The organism is Arthrobacter sp. 05T420, from assembly GCF_056396305.1.
Genome location: NZ_JBFTLG010000003.1, coordinates 34,353 through 53,104, shown reverse-complemented (window position 1 = coordinate 53,104; position 18,752 = coordinate 34,353). Strand labels below are relative to the sequence as shown.

11 protein-coding genes are annotated in these 18,752 nt (G+C 66.0%); 2 read left to right on the top strand and 9 right to left on the bottom strand.

Features of this window, described 5'->3' with window-relative positions; translation table 11 throughout:
• Positions 1–36: 36 nt before the first annotated feature.
• Positions 37–2,898 carry a DNA polymerase I gene (gene polA / locus AC1DEM_RS04250; RefSeq protein ID WP_476883280.1) on the bottom strand — a complete coding sequence of 954 codons (2,862 nt, stop codon included), beginning with the start codon at positions 2,896–2,898 and terminating at the stop codon, positions 37–39.
• Positions 2,899–2,917: 19 nt separating this feature from the next.
• Here polA and AC1DEM_RS04245 point away from each other — a divergent pair, with 19 nt between their 5' ends.
• A complete protein-coding gene (locus tag AC1DEM_RS04245; protein ID WP_476883279.1) occupies positions 2,918–3,382 on the top strand; it encodes a hotdog fold thioesterase in 465 nt (154 codons plus the stop codon).
• A gap of 31 nt (positions 3,383–3,413) precedes the next feature.
• Here AC1DEM_RS04245 and AC1DEM_RS04240 read toward each other — a convergent pair whose 3' ends face one another.
• The 5 genes from AC1DEM_RS04240 to AC1DEM_RS04220 all read right to left on the bottom strand — a co-directional run bounded on the left by AC1DEM_RS04240 (position 3,414) and on the right by AC1DEM_RS04220 (position 7,971).
• The gene (locus AC1DEM_RS04240) at positions 3,414–3,962 is read right to left on the bottom strand and encodes a dihydrofolate reductase family protein (protein ID WP_476883278.1); all 549 of its coding nucleotides are present in this window, start codon (positions 3,960–3,962) and stop codon (positions 3,414–3,416) included.
• A 112-nt stretch (positions 3,963–4,074) separates the two neighbouring features.
• Complete coding sequence (locus AC1DEM_RS04235) at positions 4,075–4,296, bottom strand: hypothetical protein (RefSeq protein WP_277523773.1); 222 nt, start codon at positions 4,294–4,296, stop codon at positions 4,075–4,077.
• A complete protein-coding gene (locus tag AC1DEM_RS04230; protein WP_476883277.1) occupies positions 4,293–5,522 on the bottom strand; it encodes an inorganic phosphate transporter in 1,230 nt (409 codons plus the stop codon). Before AC1DEM_RS04230 ends, AC1DEM_RS04235 begins: the two co-directional genes overlap by 4 nt.
• 266 nt (positions 5,523–5,788) lie before the next feature.
• Positions 5,789–6,475: a hypothetical protein gene (locus AC1DEM_RS04225; RefSeq protein ID WP_476883276.1), complete on the bottom strand. Its 687-nt coding sequence runs from the start codon at positions 6,473–6,475 to the stop codon at positions 5,789–5,791.
• Positions 6,476–6,654: 179 nt separating this feature from the next.
• A complete protein-coding gene (locus AC1DEM_RS04220) occupies positions 6,655–7,971 on the bottom strand; it encodes an erythromycin esterase family protein (RefSeq protein WP_476883275.1) in 1,317 nt (438 codons plus the stop codon).
• Between the two features lie 406 nt (positions 7,972–8,377).
• Between AC1DEM_RS04220 and AC1DEM_RS04215 the strand changes: the two genes are divergently transcribed.
• Positions 8,378–10,117 (top strand): long-chain-fatty-acid--CoA ligase, encoded by a 1,740-nt coding sequence (locus AC1DEM_RS04215; protein ID WP_476883274.1) that lies wholly within the window; start codon positions 8,378–8,380, stop codon positions 10,115–10,117.
• 33 nt (positions 10,118–10,150) lie between these two features.
• Here the strand turns inward: AC1DEM_RS04215 and AC1DEM_RS04210 are convergent, their stop codons facing one another.
• The 3 genes from AC1DEM_RS04210 to AC1DEM_RS04200 all read right to left on the bottom strand — a co-directional run bounded on the left by AC1DEM_RS04210 (position 10,151) and on the right by AC1DEM_RS04200 (position 18,226).
• Positions 10,151–11,020 (bottom strand): hypothetical protein, encoded by an 870-nt coding sequence (locus tag AC1DEM_RS04210; RefSeq protein ID WP_476883273.1) that lies wholly within the window; start codon positions 11,018–11,020, stop codon positions 10,151–10,153.
• 1 nt (position 11,021) lies between these two features.
• Positions 11,022–12,731, bottom strand: coding sequence for a multicopper oxidase family protein (locus AC1DEM_RS04205; RefSeq protein ID WP_476883272.1), 1,710 nt, complete (start codon positions 12,729–12,731; stop codon positions 11,022–11,024).
• A gap of 116 nt (positions 12,732–12,847) precedes the next feature.
• Positions 12,848–18,226: a peroxidase family protein gene (locus tag AC1DEM_RS04200; RefSeq protein WP_476883271.1), complete on the bottom strand. Its 5,379-nt coding sequence runs from the start codon at positions 18,224–18,226 to the stop codon at positions 12,848–12,850.
• Between the last annotated feature and the right edge of the window lie 526 nt (positions 18,227–18,752).

Below are 18,752 nucleotides of genomic sequence, written 5' to 3'. Positions count from 1 at the left end.
ATTCTGAGGTCCCGGCGGCGCCGGAACCGGTAAACGTTAGTGCCCCGCCTCGTACCAGCTTGAGCCGAGGCCGATCTGGACATCCAGCGGAACGCTGAGATCCGCGGCAGAGCCCATCTGCTCCGTCACGAGCTTCTCGACGGTCTCACGCTCGCCCGTCGCGACTTCGAGGACGAGTTCATCATGGACCTGCAGCAGCATGCGCGATTTGAGGCCCTGTGCCGCCAGTTCGGCGTGCACTCCCAGCATGGCGCGCTTGATGATGTCAGCGGCCGACCCCTGGATTGGCGAGTTCAGCGCAATGCGCTCCGCGTTCTCCCGCAGCTGCCGGTCGGTGCTGGTCAGATCCGGGAGGTAACGCCGGCGCCCCTCGATGGTGGCGGTGTAGCCGTCGATCCGGGCCTGGTCCACCACGCCGCGGAGGTAGTCCCGGACGGCGCCGAACCGGTCGAAGTACTCCTTCATGAGGTTCCGTGCCTCGTCAACAGAGATCTCCAGCTGCTTGGACAAGCCGAACGACGTCAGGCCGTATGCAAGGCCGTAGGACATCGCCTTGACCTTGGAACGCATGGCACTGGTCACCTGGTCTGTGGGCACATGGAAGATGTTCGAGCCCACGAAGCGGTGCAGGTCCTCGCCGTCCTTGTAGGCCTGGATCAACCCGGCGTCGCCCGAGAGGTGGGCCATGATGCGCATTTCGATCTGCGAGTAGTCCGCGGAAAGCAGGCACTCGTAGCCCTCGCTGACCACAAAGATGCCGCGGACCCGCCGGCCTTCCTCGCTGCGGATGGGGATGTTCTGCAGGTTCGGGTTGTTGGAGGAGATCCGGCCGGTAGCAGCGACGTTCTGCGCGTAGGTGGTGTGGATTCGGCCGTCTTCCGTGACGGACTTCTTCAGCGACTCCAGCATCTGGCGCAGCTTCGACGACTCGCGGTGTGCCATCAGCTGGACCAGGAATTCGTGCCCGGTCTTTTCCAGCAGGTTCTTGAGCGATGCGGCATCGGTGGTGTAGCCGGACTTGATTTTCTTGGTTTTCGGCAACTGGAGCTCGTCGAACAGCACGGTCTGGAGCTGCTTCGGCGATCCGAGGTTGACCTCGTGGCCGATCGCGGCGAAGGCAAGCTCCTGGGCGTTCTCGATCACCTTGGCGAGGTCCGAGAGCTGCTCATCCATGCGTGGCATGTCGATGGCGATTCCCGCGAGTTCCATGTCGGCCAGCACCCGGCTGACGGGAAGTTCAAGGGTGGTCAGCAGGTCCTGGGCTTTGCGTTCCTTCAGTTCTGCTTCGAAGTAACGGCTCAGGGCCTGGACGACGGCGGCGACGTGGACCAGCGCGCCGGCGGCGGCGGCGTCGTCGCCGTCGAACGCCAGCTCAAGCTGGCCTTCCTTGGCGGCCTCGGTGGAAACGGCGATGTTGAGGTGATGCTGCGCCAGCTCCGCGAGCTCGTAGCTGCGGCGGTCGGGCTGGATGAGGTAGCCGGAGATGGAGGTGTCATCCACCACGCCCTCCAGTTCCAGGCCGCGGGCGGTCAGTGCCTTCAGGGCAGCCTTGAACCCGTGCACGACCTTCGGCGCGTGGGCGTCACGCAGCCAGGCGGCCAGGACGTTTTCGGCTTCGGCGTCCTGGCTGGCCAGGTCGATGTAAACGCCGGCGTGATCGCGGACGATCGCCACCGCGGCGGCGTCGTCGCCGATCCGGCCAGGCACAAGGTCGACCGCCACGGCGGAGCGCTGGCCGGCACCGGCCGCGAGGAAGGCGCCGAGCTCGGCTGCGTCCGCCGGGATCACGAAGTCCGGGATGTCGAGGCTTTCCCGCTCGGCCTCCGTAACTTCACTGCCGTAGAGGGCAAAGAGCCGGGTACGGATGGTCTTGAATTCGAGGGTGTCGAACAGCTCCTCAAGGGCGGCCTGGTCCGGCCGTGGGTCCGCGAGCTCGTCCAGTGTGACGGGCAGGTCGAGATCGGTGTGAAGCCTGTTGAGCCGGCGGTTGCGCTTGACGTCCTCAACATATTCGCGGAGGGAGTCCCCCACCTTGCCGCCGATCGCGTCGAGGTTCTCCAGGACCCCCTCAAGACCGCCGTAGAGGTTGATCCATTTGGCTGCCGTCTTGGGACCGACGCCGGGCACGCCGGGGAGGTTGTCCGCGGACTCCCCCACCAGGGCGGCGAGGTCCGAGTACTGGGCGGGGCTGACGAAATACTTCTCCTGGATGGCGTCCGCGTCCATCCGGGGAATATCGCTGACGCCTTTCCTGGGGTACAGCACAAAAACGTTGTCAGTAATGAGCTGGAAGGCATCGCGGTCACCGGAGACCAGCAGCACCTCGTAACCTGCCTTTTCCCCCATGGCGGCGAGGGTAGCCAGTATGTCGTCAGCTTCCCAGCCGGGCATCTTGATGGTCTTGATGCCCCACGCGCCCATGACCTTGTCGATCAGGTCGATCTGGCCGCTCATTTCCCGGGGCGTCTCATTGCGGCCGCCCTTGTACTCGCTGTACTCGGCCTTGCGGTGGGTCGTGTCGTCGGAGACGTCGAACGCCACGGCCACGTGGGTGGGCTTTTGCTCCTTGATCAGGTTGATCAGCATGGAGGTGAAGCCGTGGATCGCGTTCGTGTGCTGCCCCGTGGCGGTGGAAAACTTGTCTGCGGGCAGGGCGAAGAACGCCCGGAACGCCATGGAATGTCCGTCCAGCACGAGTAGGCGCGGCTGGTTCGTGATGGGAATTACGGGAGCCTCGGTGGCGGAAACCGATGCCGCGGCCCGGCCGGATTTTCGGGCGGGCTTGGCCGCAAGCGTTGATTCCGGCTCAGTTGCCGGGAGAAGGTCTGCGGCAGTGTCCGCAGAAAGGGGGGCAGCTGCCGCAAAGGGGGCAAGGGCCGGTTTGGTAGTTTCGCTCACAGGTGCCAGCCTAGTTCCCATGATGGACAATTTCACGCCCGGCCCTTACGCGGCCGAGCTCGCGGCGGCCGGGGTTCCCGAGGAAATGCACGATTGGCTGGGCCAATACGGCGTCGGGGCCCTCGTGGTGAAGATGGGGATCCACTTCCTTGAAATGAGTCCGGAACGCACTGTGGCCACCATGCCGGTGGAGGGGAACACCCAAGTGGCCGGCATCCTGCACGGCGGGGCCCACGTGGTCCTCGCCGAAACCCTGGGTTCCTTCGCTGCGGGAATGCACGCGGGTCCCAACCGGCAGGCTCTGGGGATTGAGGTCGGGGCGACACACCACCGGGCGATCTCCGAGGGCTCCGTCACCGGCACCTGCACGGCCATCCACCTCGGCCGGACCCTCGCCACTCACGAGATCGTGATGACCGACGAGCACGGCCGCCGGCTCTCTACCGCCCGGATCACGAACCTTATCCGCGACATCGCGCCCTAGGGGCTCGCACGGCTTGGGGTTCCGGACCCGGCTAGGTCCGGTCCGGGAAGCGGTACCGCAGTTCCACGATGCCCCGGCCCAAGGTGCGCGACGACGTCAGCTCCAGCGGCGGCGTCGGCCCTCTCATCGGCAGTAACGGCTTGCCGCTGCCCAAAACCACTGGGATGACCGAGACAATCAGTTCGTCCAGCAGCCGGGCGTCCGCGAACTGCGCTGCCAGGGCGCCGCCGCCCACAACCCAGATGTTTCGGCCGCCGGCGTCGCCCTTGAGGTCGTCCACGAACTCGCCGACGGCCCCGCGCACGAACGTGACATTGGCGCCCGTGGGGGCTGAGTGTTCGTGGTGGGTGAAGACCCAGCAGGGCGTGCCCGGATAGGGCCAAGTGTCGGGTTCGTGTTCCCGAAGCCAGGCGTAGGTCTCGCCGCCCATAACGATACAGCCGACGTCGGCGATGAAGGCGTCGTAGCTCTCCTGCCCGCCGTCAAATCCGTCGAACTGGAGCAACCAGGCCAGATCATCCTTATCGGTGGCGATATACCCGTCGAGGGAGGAGGCCACAAAGTACTGGAAGCTCACCATGGCCCCAGCCTAGCCAATGCCGTGCCCGGTTCCCATCCCCCGACGCGCGGCCTCACCCCTGCAAGGGACAGCCGAACAGCGCGGACGACCCGACCGGCCTGCAGGCGGCGGCTTACTTGTGGAAGTAAGGAATGATCAAGTAGAGCCCGAAGAGGACGGCAACCCCACACACGGCGAAGCAGGCGTAAGCGAGCGGTCGGGTCCACGACGCCGGAGAGTTCCGGATGTCGCCCGCGATGGCCGTCAGCCGGACACCCAGGGCATAGAGGACGACGACGGTCACCGCGGACAGAAGCGTGGCACCGGCCACGGTGAACAGTTCCAACCACTTCATCGCTTGGCGCTCCCGTTCTTGATCGCGTTGACGGCGGAATTCTTGATGGCCTTGGCGGTGGACTTCTTCTTACGGAACTGCACGGCCTGGCCGACTTCCTCGATTTGGACGGCATTGTGGTGGCCAACGTGGGATTTGCGTGCATGCACGAACATATAGGCCACTGCGGCGGTACCGGCCACGGCCGCGATGATCACACCAATGACTCCGGTCTGAACGAGCATTGCAGTCAGTGCACCCACGATGCCGGCTGCGGGGAGTGTGAATAGCCAGCCGAGCGCAATCTTGCCCGCGGTGCCCCACCGCACGGTGGTGCCGCGGCGTCCCATTCCGGAGCCGATGACCGAACCGGAGGCCACCTGCGTGGTGGAGAGGGCGAAGCCCAGGTGCGACGAGGCCAGAATGGCACTGGCGGTGCTGGCTTCGGCCGCGAACCCCTGGGCAGGCTTGACTTCGGTAAGGCCGGAGCCCATGGTGCGAATGATCCGCCAGCCGCCGGAGTAGGTGCCGATCGCGATGGCGAAGGCACAGCAGGCGATGACCCAGAACTGCGGTCCGGAGCCGGCGGGCTGGGTGCCGGCAGAGATCAGGACCAGGGTGATGATCCCCATGGTTTTCTGGGCGTCGTTGGTCCCGTGCGCGAGTGCAACGAGGCTGGACGTGAAGATCTGGCCGGTCCTGAATCCGCCGCGCTTCTGCGTGAGCTTGTCCCCGGTTTCGGGGTCGTGCCGGGAGGTAAGCGCGTAGGCCAGCCTCGTGCACAGGTACGCCACGGCGCCGGCGATGACAGGCGCAAAAATCGCAGGAAGAATGACCTTCTGCATGAGCGACTCGAAATTGATCGAGTGGATGCCAATGCCGGCGATCGCAGCCCCAATCAGGCCGCCGAAGAGCGCGTGCGAGGAACTGGACGGCAGGCCCTTGAGCCAGGTGACCATGTTCCAGAGAATGGCGCCCATCAGGCCGGCGAAGATGATGTCCGGGGTTATCTGGACACCGTCCGCGCCTTCCTTGATGATGCCGCCGGAAACGGTCTTGGCGACTTCCGTGGAGAGGAACGCTCCCACGAGGTTTAGCACCGCCGCGAGGGCAACCGCTGTTTTCGGTTTGATGGCGCCGGTCGCGATGGGCGTAGCCATGGCGTTCGCGGTGTCATGAAATCCGTTCGTGAAGTCGAAGAACAGCGCCAGCGATATCACTAGCGCCACCATTACGGTGATTTCCACCTGTTGCCCAATCTGCAGTGTCCATGGTCAGCAGTTCCACATCCCCCATGCCGGATGAACACCGCGTTTCTCCGATGACTCTCCGGACTCGCAGTGGTCACTTAAGCAGCTTGAAACCTTATCGATGGTACGTGGGAAAGACGGCAGGGCAAAACATGCCAGAAGACCCTAAATTCCGGTCCCCGGTACGGCACGCAACATTCATGGTGGCGGTGCGACGCGTTTCACAGCGGGCGTGGCGGGCTTCGCCCCGACTCACGGCGGCCCTAGACGGTCCGGCGGACCTCCGGTGCCGGGCCGGCGTCGAGCACCGAAGCGATTTTTTCCTCAAGCGCAGCGAGCGTGGCCTCCGGCAACACGATGAGCCCGTCGAGTTCCCGGCGGGCGCGCCTGTACGCCGTCTGGCGCTCGGCAGGAGTCGCGGCCGCGTCTGAGGCGATCCGCAGGAGCTTCCGGGCAGTCTCCAGCCGCTGGCGTTCCGGCCCGGTGAACTTGCTGTCCCTGATCCGCTTGGCTTCCCGCTCGGCGACGTCGAATGCCAGTTCAAAACTGGTCACGGCTGCCCGGTACTCCGCGAGCCTTGCGGCGGTCCTGACCTCTCCGGGGGCGGCGGGGCGCAGACCGTCGGCCTCACGCTTGGCCCGCAGGAAAGCCACCGTGAGGGGCTCCCGGACATCCGTCATGACCGGAAAGTCGATCAGCTTTCCCACGTCGAGTTCGTAGTCCAGCCAACGCCGGTTGACGGCGTCGTGCGCCTTCATGAGGGCAAGCACATCGTCCTTGCTTGCCTGCTCGGCCTGCGCCGCTTGGTTCTTGAGCGTGTAGAGCTCCACACGGCGCCGGTGCCGGCGTTCGGCTGCTTTGGACCAAGAGCGCGCCCATCCGCCGGCCAGTCCGCTCAGGGGAAAGACGAGCCACCAGAAGTGAGTGACGAAATTGAAGAAGGGGTCCACGGCATCATCCTCCCATCCGTTGGCAGCCGGGAAAAGCCCCCTCTGCGGACAGGGGCTTCCCGCCAGTCCGGGGTCGGTCCGTGCCAGGCCACCGCGGCCTCGCTGCCCGCAGACCCGTTGAAACCGACGACGATTGGCTTGCCCATCCTGGCTCCTGCCTTCTTGGAATCGGCACCGGACTAGAATCCGGTGGGCTCGGTCTCGAACTCCGGTTCCTTGGGCGGCCCCTCGTGGTGCACCGGACGCAGTGCATTGGTGCGTTCAAGCCAGATCAGGGCATCGTAGCGCTCCCCCATCCGGGTCGGAACGTAGTTCCCGGCTTCCCTCTCGGGGTGATAGACGACGCCGATCGCCCGGTGCCCGAGCCATGTCGACAGCCATGGCCCGGTCCGGTCGTCGCCGAAGTCCAGCACGGACGGCACGCCGAGGGCCTGATGCAGGAAGTCTTCGTGGCTGCCCGGACGTGCCGCCGGCACCGTAAGGATGCGCTCCGGGCGGCCCCACCCGTCAGAGGCGAGCACGGAGCCGCGGTGGGCTGCGAAGCCAACAAGCAGCACCCCTTCGCCCGCGTGGCGTTCGCGCAGCAGCTGCCCGACGTTGACCAGGCCGTCCTGCGCCATGTCGGTGGCCCGGGCATCACCGATGTGCGTGTTGTGTTCCCAGACCAGGCCTTTCGACGCCGCTCCGAGATGCCTGCTGACCCGGTCGATGGTGTCTGCCATGTGGTGGTCGCGGACATTCCAGGACTGCCGGTCACCCCGGACCATGATGCGGTAGTAGTGCTCCGCGTTGGCCGCCACTTCGGCGTTCTGGACGGCGTCGAAGGCGTCCTCCTCATGGGGTCCGGGGCTGAAGGCCCGGTTCCTGACCTCGGTCAGGAGGGCCACGACGTCGGGCTCGCAGGACTGCGGCACCAGCCGCGTGCTCCAGGCGTGCTGGTGCGGGTCCTCGTGGTGGGGCAGGAAGCACTGCCAGGCCCGCTCGGCTGTGGGCACGGCGTCGGGATCGTTCTCCTGCAGCCAGCCGATGATTTCGCGGAGCGAATCCCAGAGCGAGTAGACATCCAGTCCGTAGAAGCCGACACGCTTATCCAGGGGCCGGCCGGCGTTCCAGCCGCGCAGCCAGTCCAGGAACGCCGCGACTTCCTCGTTGGCCCACATCCAGGTCGGCCAGCGTTCGAAACCGGCCAGCAGCGCGTGGACGCCCTGGTCCTTCCCCTCCTGGCCGCGGACCCAGCGGTTGATGCGCCAGCAGTCGGGCCAGTCCCCTTCCACCCCGATCCAGTTATAGCCTTCCTCCGCGATCAGCCTCCTGCTGAGGGTGTCGCGCCAGGTGTAGAACTCGTGGGTGCCGTGGGACGCTTCGCCGATGGCTACGAAACGGCACTCGGCAGCGCGCCGAACGAGGCCGTTAAGATCACGGTCGGTTTTCAGCGGCCGGGCCAGATCGTGGATCTCCTTCAACAGGGTGGTCCGGGTGACGCCGTTGGAGTTCATCGCAGGTCCCCTGTGTCGATACTTCCTGTGTCGATCGTCCCGGAGTCGGAGGGACCCCGGAACTTCAGGGTCGGCTGCTGGTACTTCATGGCGCTCCCGAGGACCTCTTACATTGCGTAGCATGTGGAATTGCAAGCATGTGGAACAGCGCGGCCCTGAAGTGTGCGGACCTGCGGCTCGCGGTGTACGCCCCAGCCTCCGCCCGGGTCTGCCGGGTGCCAAGGGCCGAAAGTCACCTCCGGTTACTCACCGCGCGCCACCACTGCGGCCCTCGCCGGCGACGCTCGTCCGTGTGGGGCCGCGCCGGTGGGATTTCGCCGGTAGGATTTCTTGGCGGGCCCTGCCGGGCCCGGGGCCGGGAGCCGGACCCAGCCAGCCCAACCCAGCCCAGTGGCAAGGACACACCATGAGCACCAGATCCGTGGGGCCTCTGCGTCCCGACCGCCCCTGGATCCGCCACTACAGCCCCGGAGTTCCGGCCGACCTCAAGCTCCCCGAAGGGTCCCTTGTCGACCTCTTGGACTCGTCCGTCCGGCGCTACGGGAACAAGACCGCGCTGGAATTCTTCGGCGCGTGCACCAGCTACCGAGAACTGGGGACCGCCATCAGCAGGGCGGCCGCGGGCCTGAAGGCGCTCGGCGTCCGGGCCGGTGACCGGGTGGCGCTGGTCCTGCCGAACTGCCCGCAGCACATCATCGCCTTCCACGCGGCGCTGCGCCTGGGCGCCGTCGTCGTCGAACACAATCCCTTATATACAGACCGTGAACTACGCCATCAATTCGAGGACCACGGCGCTACCGTCGCCATAGTCTGGGACAAGGCCGTTGACAAGGTTCGTCAGCTGCCGGCCGACGTCGGGCTGCACAGCATCGTCTCAGTTGAGCTGATCCCGGCGATGCCGTTTCTGCAACGGATGGCGTTGCGACTCCCCGTGCCGGCAGCCCGCGCCGCCCGGGCCGCCTTGGCAGCCGGCAAGCACCCGCCGAGGCCCGTGGCGCAGCCGGCGCGCCGGACCGTGCTGGCCTGGAAAGAACTCCTTGCCGCCGGCGCGCTGAAAAAACGGCATCCGCGTCCGGCCGCCGGCGACCTGGCCGTCATCCAATACACCAGCGGCACCACGGGCCAGCCGAAAGGCGCCATGCTGACCCATGCCAATCTGCAGGCCAATGCCGCGCAGGGCCGCGCGTGGGTGCCCGGGCTCAAGGACGGCCGGGAAACTGTGTACGCGGTGCTGCCCATGTTCCACGCGTACGGTCTGACGCTGTGCATGACGTTTGCCTTGAGCATTGGTGCCAGGCTGGTGCTGTTCCCCAAGTTCGACGTCGACCTCGTACTGAAGGCGCACAAGAAGTCCCCTGCAACGTTCCTGCCGGCGGTGCCGCCGATCTACGACCGGATCGCCGCAGCAGCCGCCGAGCGCGGTATCGCGCTGGACAGCATCCGGTTTTCCATCTCGGGGGCGATGAACCTGCCAACGGCGACAGTGGAGAGGTGGGAGAACGCGACCGGGGGCTTCCTGATCGAGGGCTACGGACTGACGGAAACCTCGCCCATCGCCCTGGGCAACCCCTTCGGGCCCAGCCGGAAACCGGGAACTGTGGGGGTCCCGTTTCCCCTGACCGACATCCGCGTGGTGGACCCGCGGAACGTTCTCCTGGGCTGTGCCCCCGGCGCGGAGGGGGAGCTCCTGATCCGGGGTCCGCAGGTTTTTGCCGGTTACTGGAACCGGCCGCAGGAGACAGAGGAAGCGCTGCTGGAAGGCGGCTGGTTCCGCACGGGGGACATTGTCACGGTGGACAAGGATGGTTTTGTGACTGTCCGGGACCGGCTCAAGGAACTCATCATCACGGGAGGCTTCAACGTCTCCCCCACGGAAGTCGAGGACGTTCTCTCCGAATTCCCCGGCGTCAAGGACGTGTGCGTGGTGGGTCTGCCCCGCCCCGGCGGCGGCGAAGACGTGGTGGCCGCCGTCGTGGCGTCCGCGGGTGCCGGCATCGACCCGGAGGCGCTACTGGCGTTCGCCCGGGAGAGCCTGGCCGCCTACAAGGTGCCGCGCCGCGTTGCCGTGATGGACGAGCTGCCGCGTTCGCTGATCGGCAAGGTCCTGCGCCGCGAGATCCGGGACACACTCGTGGCCGGCCGGTAGCGTTCCCCTTGCTCCGGCCGGCCACTGGTGCGGTCAGTGCCCGGATTCCGCAGAACCCGGGGTCGTTGCTGTGGCATCGCCGCTGCCGCCGCCGGCGTCGTGCGAGTGCGTTCCGCTGTCCTCCGCCGACGGTTCAGGCTCGGGTGCCGGTTCCGGCTCGAGGGACATGTCCACTCCCTCGCCCGTGGCCGAACGGGGAGCCAAGGTCACGTCCGCTGGCTTGACGCCGGCGCCGCGGGCCATGCCGATCCGCACGGATTCCACCAGCAAGTCGCTGAGCAGCGGTCCCATATAGGTAACCTTCAAGGCCGCCTTGTCCAGGATGGTGCCGTAGTTCCCGAGCGCGTCCGAGAGGATGCCCTCCGCGGCAACGGACCTGGCCACGGCTGCCGGATCGGCGGCAGCGACGCTGAACTGGAGGTCGTGGACCAGGACTGACGCGACGTGGACATGCTCCACGCCGGGGTAGCTGCCCTCCGGGCCGAAGGCGAGTTCGGCCAGCTTCTCCGCGTCCTCGCCCGTGCTTCCGGCCGGAAGCGCCAGGATCAATTCCGGTGCGAGATGCTCCAGGATCGCTGGTTCGAGCACGTCCGGGGGGATGTCGGAAAGGACGATGCGGCTGGCAGCCGCGGTCTGCTCGAGCCGTGCGCGCGGTGCGCCCGGCTTTCCGCCCGCGGTGGGGTGGATGGCAATGACCGCGCGGCGCCGCACCATCAGCCCGTCGTTGCTCACGGCGGGGCGGCCGTTGCCTACGTCTGTCCCGGTCTCCAGCGAGACGGGCGCCGCGCTCTGAACGGCCGCGGCGTTAGGCACGGGCGGTGCCGGCGACGGTGTTCCGCCCGTGCAGGCGCTCAGCGCCAGCACGAGCAGGGCCGCCGCGCCCAGCGTCCCAACGCGGCCCATCTCAGGTCCCCGCCGGCAGCCCGGGCCGGTACACCGGCGGGAAGGCGTCCGGAGCAGCGGTGTCCAGGACCGGTGGATCCGAAGTGATGGGGTCGTTGGTCCGCAGGTCGCCGACGGAGAACTGCACCATCATGTCGTGGTCCTCGTGGACCAGGTTGTGGCAGTGGATCATGTAGCGACCACCCCCGCCGGTACCCGTGTCGAACTGCATGAGGGCGGTGACGGACTCGTTCTCGCCAGCGTAGAAGACATCCTTGGGGCCCTTCTCCCAGGCAAACGGCTGGCCGCCGTTGGTGTTCCTGGCGATAATCTTGGCGTCAATGAGGTGGATGTGCACCGGATGGAACCAGCCGCCGGATGCGTTGATGATGGTCCATTGCTCAATGTCGAATGGTTGGGGGTTGCCAAACAGCTTGGTAAACCCGGACTTCTCCACATCGGCCCACGTGACGCCGTTGACGGTCCACTGTCCGTGGTCCCGGAAAAATCTCAGTTCGCGCTTCGCCTTCGCCATTGCCGGAGTGAGGCTCATAGTGGGGATGCCGCCCTTGGACGCGTTGACGGAGCCGCCGTCGTCCAGAGTTGCCGGAATACTGGAAATGGAGCCGGCCCCGGACCCGGAATCGGCCACTACCTGGAAGCGCATGATTTTGTTGGTGTTGGCGAAGTCGATGTTGTTCTTGTTGCTGAGGTTGCGCAGTTCTATCAGCTGGCCTGTCCGGTATTTCCGAAAGTCGATTAGTACTTCATAGCGTTCCGCCGTGCCCTGCCGCCACGATTTCACGGCTTCCACTTTGGGCGTCATACCGGCGTCGGTGCCCACCACGTAGACGGGGTCTCCGGTGGAGAGCGTGGGCCGATAGGACCGCGAAATCGAGGCGTCGAGCACCCGGAAGCGGTAGATCCGGGGCTTGACCTTCATGGTGGGCCACGGCACGCCGTTGACCATGATGACATCGCCCCACAGGCCCTTCACGTCGTTGTCGTTGTATGCCAGGGAGCCATCGGCGTTAAACATGGCGTCCGAAATCATGAGCGGTACGTCGAATTCCCCCTGAGGCAGTTGCGCACGCTCAAATTTGTCGGATAGCGGATAGAAGGCCGCGAGCCCCGAATACACGTTCTGGGCGGTGATGTGGTGCTTATGGTCGTGGTACCAGAGGGTCCGTGCCGTCTGAAAGTTTGGGTAATGGTAGTTCTTGACGTTTCCCGGGACGGTGATGTCGTTGGCGTATCCGTCGTACTGCGGCAGCGACGCCGAGCCGTGCAGGTGGGTGACGGTATCAAAGCGGGCGGGTTGCAGGAGCCCTGCGGCCGGCAGCGCGTTGCGGATCCGCACCTCGATCCGGGTGCCCTGGGTGGCCCGGATGGTGGGGCCCGGGAAGATGCCGTTGTAGCCCGCGACGGTGGTGTTCAGGCCGGGCACGAACTGGGCCTGGCCGAGTTTCTGGGTGAGGGCATACCGGGCGAACGGACGGGCCGGGTCGCCGTCGTCGAAGCCCGTCTGAAAAGGGACCAGCTCCGGCGGGCGGCGAAACACTCCGGCATAGGGAACAGGCATGTTCTGGGGTGCAAGAAGGCTGGCCGTGACCGGTGTCCCGGCCGGCGCGGCAGTGCCCGTCGTCGGGACGTCGTCGTCGCCGCCTTTGAAGCCGGCAAGGCCGAGGGCGCCGACAGCGCCCAGTTTGAAGATCTCTCGTCGTGTAGTCATGGCCCCTCCAAGTGGGCAATAGAGCTGAATACAGTGTCCAAAATGAATTTCGAAGACTTGAGGAAGCCGGCTGGCGGGCCGCTGAGGGTCCGCCAGCCGGCGTTCTCACACTGCTGCTACAGTGCTGATCCCGTGGTGAACGTCCACGAACGGCTGGGCAACGGGTTGCCTGCCAGATCGCGGATCCGGGTGGTGCCACCGGTGATGATGACCCTGTACTGCGTGCCGGCAAGGAGCGTGGCACTCGGGTTGATTGTCAGCACCCTGGTCGTGGCGTTGTAAGTCACCGCGACCGCGATGTCGACTCCCGTCGAGGCCCGGACGATCCGGACACTGCCTGCAGCGGCGAACCCGGTGATGGACTCACTGAACGTCACCGTCGTGTTGCTGTTCCGCAGCACCCCTGTGGCTCCCGCAGCGGGGGTCGATGAGGTGATGACAGGAAGAGGCCCCGACGTGAACGTCCACGTGCTCGTCGCCATCGTGTTGCCCGCAAGGTCACGGACGCCGGAGACGGTCACGGTGTAGACGCGGTCTGCCGGCAGCGTTGCCACCGGGTTGAGCGTCGCGACGCGGGTCAGCGAATCGTAGGAGACGACGGCGGCGATCGCCGTGGTGCCCTGCCGCAGTTGGAAGTTCGTTCCCGTAACTCCCGTCACCGGTTCACTAAACGTTGCCGTCACGTTGGCGCCCTGGCTGACCGACAATGCCCCCGGCGCAGGGGACCGCGCGGTGAGGGTGGGAGCCACGAATTCGGTACGTGGTGTCACCGCTGCGGTGCGGGCCGAGAATCCGCCCGTACCCACCGTGTTGATGGCGGCGACGTCGAACGTGTACGCCGTCCCGTTGGTAAGGCCTGTCACGACGACGGTTCCGACGTTTCCGGTGACCGCCTGCGTGCGTGCCAGGACGGTCCCGGCGAAGGCCCGCACGGTGTAACCGGTGATGGCGGATCCGCCGTTGGATGCCGGTGCGGTCCAGGTCAGGGTCGCCGAGGCGTTCCCGGCCGTGGCCGTCCCGATGGTGGGCGCTCCCGGTGCGGTCGCCGTCGTCGGGCTCACTGTGTTGGAGAGTGCCGAGAACGGGCTGTCACCGAGGGCGTTGCTGGCCAGCACCTGGAACCGGTACTGGGATCCGTTCGTCAGACCCGTCACCACCAGGCTGGTGGCGCCCGCCGGAGCGGTGCGCAGCGCACCGACCTGGACGCCGGCCGGGTCTGTCGTCACGTCGAGCACCTTCACGGAGAAGGTGTCGGCAATGCCGACGGTCGGGGCCGTCCAGCGCACCGTTGCCTGCCCGGGGCCGGCGGCTGCCGTCCCGATAACCGGGGCGTTGGGCAGAACGGTATCGGAGAACTGCAGGAACTCGATGTTGCGGATCGTGTCCGTGCCGTCAATTCCGACGTTGTCCACCACCGTGGTAGTCGAGCCAGCCGAACCAATGGTGCCGGTGCCGCCAGTCGTGGTGATGGTGTAGTTGGCCCGGGGTCCGGAGAAGATCGCGACGTCCCGGTTGCCCGTGGTTTCGAGGGCGGTGGGGGTCACGATTTCGCGGACAGCCACCAGGTTCCCCGGGTTGACGACGCCGGCTGCTACTGCAGCCGCCAGGGTCTGCGGGTTACCCGTCTGGTACGGGCGTTCCATGAGGTCGGTGGTACCGATCTCCGTGCCTGCGTCGTCCCGCACGCTGATGCGGATCTTCAGGTACCGGTCACCGTCGAGCACGTCGTTGCCGCCGCGGCCCTCGAGCTTGTCGCTGCCAAGGCCGCCGATGATGATGTTGCCGTCACCCCAGACCGGACCGGTTAGCGGGCAGACGCCCATCGGTGAGAGTGCAGCCACGGGTGCAAGCGGGGTGGTCGGCGCGGGGAGAATGGCCCCCAGGCCGGCGATCCGGTTGATGCCCGTCTGGTCGAGGACGTCGCAGCCACTGAAGCCTGCACCACCTACGGTGCTGGGCACTGCGTCGTCGCCTCGGATGACATCGTCGAACTTGGAACCGGAGTTGGCCTCCACTTCCTGCCAGCGGTCGCGGTTGACCACGACAGGAAGCGGGAGTCCGACCAGGTTGTTGTTGATCTTCATGTCGTCGTCGGCGGCGACAGTGTCGTACTGGTGCGTGGCCCAGTCGAAACCGGCAGCACCGGCGTAGCGGTCGATCGCCGCGTTGGACGTCATGATGTCGTCGCCGCCTTCGGCGTCGTAGTCATTCTCGCCAACCTGTCCGACGAAGATGTCGTTTCCGGGCTTCGTCTGGGCCGGGTCGTCGAAGAACGGTGCGCCGTGGTCGCCGATCAGCAGGTCCTGGCCGGAACCGCCCTGGATCCAGTCATCGCCGCCGTCACCGAACGTCGCATCGGCACCGTCACCGGACTGCACGAAGTCGTTTCCTTCGCCGGCAAAGGTTTCGTTGTCGTTGGCGCCGCCGTTGGTGAAGTCCTGGCCGTCGCCGCCCATCATGATGTCATCACCGATACCGGAGTTGAGGTAGTCGTTGCCCGGACCGCCCTTGAGGACGTCGGCGCCGGACAGATCCGTGATCCGGTCGTTGCCGTCGCCGCCGAGTGCGATGTCGTCGCCACCGTTGCCCTCAATGACGTCGTTGCCCTCGTTGCCGAGGAACGTGTCGTTGTCGTTGCCGCCGGTGACCCGGTCAGCGTTGGCCGTGCCGTTGTATACGGACTGGCCGTTAATGCCGCTGGGATCTACCGTGTTCTTCTCCATGTACTGGATGGTGCCGTCCGGCTTGCGCAGGAGCAGCAGGTTCTCCTTGCACTCGCTGGCTGGGTCATCGGCGACCGTGGCCCCCGATGTCGTATACCCCGCCGGCGTACCAGCCAGGTTGCCGAGCTGGAACTTGCAGTCGGCTGTGCCGAAAGCATCTGCCTTGAGCGAGTGCGCGTCGGTGTTGCGCATGATCATCTCCGCGAAGGAGTTGCTCTCCAGCTGAGACCGCAGGTTCATGCCGGGTGTGCGCGCCAGGTAGTAAAGGCGGTCACCGTTCTGCAGGTCGGTCATCTGGTTCTCGAACACGTAGTTGAAAGTGCTGCCCAGGAGGCCGCCGAAGAGGTTAGTCTTCTCCGCCAGCCCGCCGACCCAGAGGTCGACCTTGTTCAGCCCGGTCTCCTGGGTGGCCCACGGACCGGCACTGTTCATGAAGTCGGACATGTCAGCCGTGGGAGGAGATGCCAAGGTGCCGGGATCAACGATTGCCTTGGCTGCTGCCCGCTTGCCCGCCAGCGTGGTTTCGCTGGTGATGGTCGGGTAGGTGCCGTAGGCGGCAACAAAGTTGATCAGCGATTCGGGGTGCTTGAGGTTCTGCCCGAAGTCGGCCCAGCTCGTGTAGGGAGCCAGTTGGGCGTCGCCCGTGGACTCGTTGATCTGGCGGCGCAGCTCATTGAGCGGCGGGACGCCTTCGGAACGTGCACGGGTCATGTTGATCGTCGCCAGGTCCAGGGGAAGACCCAGCAGGTTGTTGCGCAGCGTGCCGGTCACGAACTCATCGAGTTCGTTGCCGACCTGGTCGCTCATGCCCATGACGATGCTGCCCGCGGCTTCTTCCGAGGTCAGGGACCCCGCCGATCCGCCGTTGGTGTACTCGGGCGGGTTCAGGAATCCTTTAAGCAGGGAGATGGAGTTGTCGCTGCCGTCCGCGTTGGTGCGGGAGATGGTCTCGGTCAGCATGGAGTGGCCGAAGCGGTAGACCGCGTGGGCGAACTCCGCCCTGATGGCCGGGTTGATGTCCGTGTGGTAGACGTGGAAGGGCTGGATCGCGGGTTGGACCTTGCGGCCGAACTCCTCGAAGACCAGGTGCTGGTATTCCATCTCCGTGACGAACCGGGCCGCCTGGAACAGGCGTTCGCCGTTCCAACCGTTAGCACCCGCAGTCAGCTTCCACTCCGCAAGCGCGGCAACGCCGGTGGCTGAGGTGTCGTTGGTGAGGGTGTTCTCGATATCCGCCACCAGGCGGTCGTGCTCCGAGTGGAACACCTGGTGGATGGTGGTCAGGCCGATGTTCTCGTTGACGCGGCCGTCACCGGCACAGAAGTGCGCATTGAGCATTTCGTCGTCGTAAGTCCCGGCGGGCTGGTTCGCAAAATCCGCCGAGGCCGTGGTGTCAGCGTCCGGAGTGGGCGCGACAGGCGGCGTGGCAGGGTTGTGGTCCGTGTCCTGCGGCGACGGATCGGCGTTGTGCGCGATGTCGGTCAGGAACGGGGTATCGAAGTACCGCACGTTCGCCGGTACCGGAACGGGGTTAGCCGTGTCGCCCTCAACCAAGCCGGTCAGGGTGACGTACTGCGGCAGACCGCGCGCGGGGCCCGGGATGAACTTGCCGTACGGATCCGCGGCGATCATCGGAATGTTGGTGACATCCTTGTCCTCGAGCTTGAGGCCCAGGAAGATCGCTGCCTGCGCCTTGACGCCCGCCCACGTGGCCATGCCGCCGGCGGTGGGACCGGCAGGACCGCCGAGCAGCTTGCCGGTTGCGACCGGCCTGCCGGCGGTGTTGTTGATGTATTCCCGCAGGAACACCTGGTGCGAGGGGTGGGACGTGTACGTCTGGGACTGGTCCACGTACGGCGAGTCCGTGTTGGCGGCTTCCTGGACGTCATCTGCGGTACCGAGGACGCCATCCGCGCCCGGCTGGTTCTGGGCCCGGGTAAGGACCATGAACGCGTTCGGGCTGTTGGGAGCCACTTCATCGCCGGTTCCGGCCTTGCCGTCGGGTCCGACTGTAATCAGCGGATCGTCGGCCTTGAGCGGAACGAACACCGTTCCGCCGCCCTTGACCGTCTGGTCCACACCGTGGTCGAAGAACTGGCCGAACAGCGTGAACAAGGAGTTGTAGGGCGGGGAGAGTCCAACGTCGGTGGTGACGTTGGGGATGAACAGTGTGTGGCCCGTGGGGACGCAGCCGGCCGGCACAGCCTCGACCGGCGGAGCCGCCAGGGGGTCAGGATCGGTGGTGCAGGGGAACAACCCTGGGTTGCCTTGGGTCCGGACCGGGAACCCGGCAGCGGCCACGGCGGCCGGATTAGTGGACGTCTGGTCCACGATCAGGTTACTGATTTGGCGGGGCTGGGAGTCGAACACATTGCCCGACTTCTGGGCGTACGAGGACGTACCGGCGGGGCCGAACCCGGCAGGGACACCATCCGCTGTGTTGAACGACGGCGTCGTGTGACGCGGGAAAAGCTGGTCGGCGGCCCCGAATGTTTCGCGGCCCTTGATCAGGTTGTTGCAGGAGCCGTCAACCGTGCGGAGTCCGTACGAGGTAAGGGCATCGGGGATCTGGTTAGGGCCTCTTCCGATAAGCGCCCCGCAAGGGCCGGTGGCCGACGTCGTATTCGCGACGTGTGCCTCGGCGATCTTGATCTGCTTGAGGATGAAGGCCAAGTCGGCTGCGGTGACGGTGAAGCCTGCGCCGACGGGCGCCGGCGCGGCGCTGGCGCCCAGCGCCGTTGTAGTGAGCCCGACGAAAGTGAGCAGCGTCATCGCTGTTCCTGCGGCTACTGCGCGGGTTGGGCGGCTAAAGACTCGTCTTTGGCCGCCGACCTTCCTGCTTGCAAACAAATTCATTGCACACCTGCCTCTTAGAGTGAGTGATGGTGCAACAGTGCTTGGTGATTCCTTGGAGAAAACTGGGAGCAGCCGGCACCTTGCGTTCCGGACCGCGGTCCGTTGATTTCCGGGGGTTCCGACCACTTGGCTCACGCGCTGCGGGTACCCGCTCCGACGCGTTGGGATACCCGCCCGGCGGCCGACGGCGGCGAGGCAGCCCGCGCGGGGGGTACTGACCGCAAGGGCCGGCGGCGGATAACAGACGGGTAACCGCTACCCCTCGAGGACTCGAATTTTTGACCCCTGCTACCTACAGCCGGAGTACAGCAGGCTCTCAGCGAGCGCCAAGACGGTGTTGGTATAAGGGGTGCGCACGGGTGCAAGCGCTGGCCGGATGACGCTCACAGGAGGCTCGTGGATTGTGCCACGAACCTCCTGTGAGCGCCCGCGGCAGCGGCGC